The following is an 854-nucleotide window of genomic DNA, read 5'->3' as shown; positions in this document are numbered from 1 at the left end:
CGGGGAGGACGACCTCGGGGCCGGTGGTGAAGCCCTGGCGTTCGAAGCGGGTGATGGCCTTGGTGTTGCGGACGTCCGGGTCGACCACGACGCGGGTGCGGTCCAGTACGCGCAGGACGTAGTCCGCGACCACGGTCAGCAGGGCCGAGGTCCAGCCGGGTCGGTGGGCGCCGGGGGCGGCGGGGGCGACGAGGAGGTGGACGCCTATGTCTTTGGGGCGGACCTCGTAGCACTCGCTCACCCGGTCGGCGGCGGGGTCGTAGGTCTGGAGGAGGGCCACGGGCTCGCCGTCCTTGGTGACGAGGTGGGCGTGGTGGGTGTCGAGGGTGGCCATGTGGGCGTAGATCCCAGCCACTTGGGCCTGGGTGAGGTTCGTCATTCCCCAGAAGGCGGCTCTTTCCTGGCTGACCCAGGTGTGGATCACCCGGGCGTCCGTCTCGGGGGCCAGGGGGCGGATGACCACGGTGCCGTAGCCGGGAACGTGCTGTTCGTGGTGGGCGGTCTCAGGCATGGGCTTCCTCGGTGATGTCGGTGTGTTCGAGGGTGAGCCGGGTCCAGTCGGTGACGACCCGGGCGAGATCTCCCCGCAGCCACAAGGGGAGTTGGTCGCGGTGGTGGGGGCTGCCGGGTACGCCGTCCGCGCCGAAGGGGACGATCCAGCGGCTGTTCTCGCGGTCGTCGAGGTCCCAGACGTAGCGGGCGGCGGGGCCTCGGGCCGCCAGGTCGGTGATGCCGGGGACCGCGGTGGTGCAGTTGACGCAGTCGTGGTCACCGCCCAAGCCCGGTTCCGCATAAGGGGGTTCGGGAAGGGCGCGCCAGGGGGCCACCCGGTGGGCGTCGGACCAGGGGGTGGC

At 71.5% G+C, this 854-nt stretch carries 2 protein-coding genes; both read right to left on the bottom strand.

All coding sequences use genetic code 11. The annotated features are described in order from the left end of the window. Window positions 1–511 (bottom strand): GNAT family N-acetyltransferase (locus CCN33_RS28715; protein WP_086696313.1); only part of this gene is annotated, 511 nt, incomplete at its 3' end. After that, the coding region (locus CCN33_RS28710; RefSeq protein ID WP_140394725.1) for a penicillin acylase family protein at window positions 504–854 on the bottom strand (351 nt) is incomplete at its 5' end. The genes CCN33_RS28715 and CCN33_RS28710, both read right to left, overlap by 8 nt.

This window comes from Streptomyces recifensis, assembly GCF_002154615.1.
Taxonomy (GTDB): Bacteria; Actinomycetota; Actinomycetes; order Streptomycetales; family Streptomycetaceae; genus Streptomyces; species Streptomyces griseoluteus.
This window is presented reverse-complemented; position numbering and strand designations above follow the sequence as displayed.